Below are 500 nucleotides of genomic sequence, written 5' to 3'. Positions count from 1 at the left end.
TGTTCTCCAGCGATCGTGCGGGAGGTGCCGACGGCCATGACCTCTACAGCACGGCGATGATCGGCGGCGTCGCGCAGCCGGCACGGCCGCTGGCGGGAGACCTCAATACCGCAGCGCAGGAGTTCGATGCCACCTTCCTGGGCGACGGGCGAACGGTGGTGTTTGCCCGCGCCCAGAACTTCGGCAGTGCACCGGTGCGCCAGTTCATTGCCTATCCGCGTGGAGGCCGTTATGACGCAGGCCATGCATTGCCCTCGCCGTTGAACGAGCCCGGCGGCGACAGCTACGGCGCGATGCTGGATGGCTCGCGCCGCGACACGCTGACCTATTCGGCGCGGCGCGCGGACGGTGCAGGGTTGGACCTGTACCGCATCCGCTACCGGATGTCGCGACCCTGAAGCCAGGTGGTGTCCATTTCCCACGCGCCCGTTCGTCCAGAGGTTGAGTACCCCAGGAGAAGATGCAGATGCCCTCCCACCAGTCCCTTGCGTGCACGTGCG

At 67.0% G+C, this 500-nt stretch carries 1 protein-coding gene; it reads left to right on the top strand.

Features of this window, described 5'->3' with window-relative positions; genetic code table 11:
* A partial coding sequence (locus EN850_RS33470) for a hypothetical protein (protein ID WP_210238001.1) occupies positions 1-398 on the top strand: 398 nt, incomplete at its 5' end.
* Positions 399-500: the final 102 nt, after the last annotated feature.

Source organism: Mesorhizobium sp. M8A.F.Ca.ET.207.01.1.1, from assembly GCF_004794715.1.
Classification (GTDB): Bacteria; Pseudomonadota; Alphaproteobacteria; order Rhizobiales; family Rhizobiaceae; genus Mesorhizobium.
The sequence above is the reverse complement of the archived record's forward strand: the minus strand, read 5'-3'. Positions and strand labels throughout refer to the sequence as shown.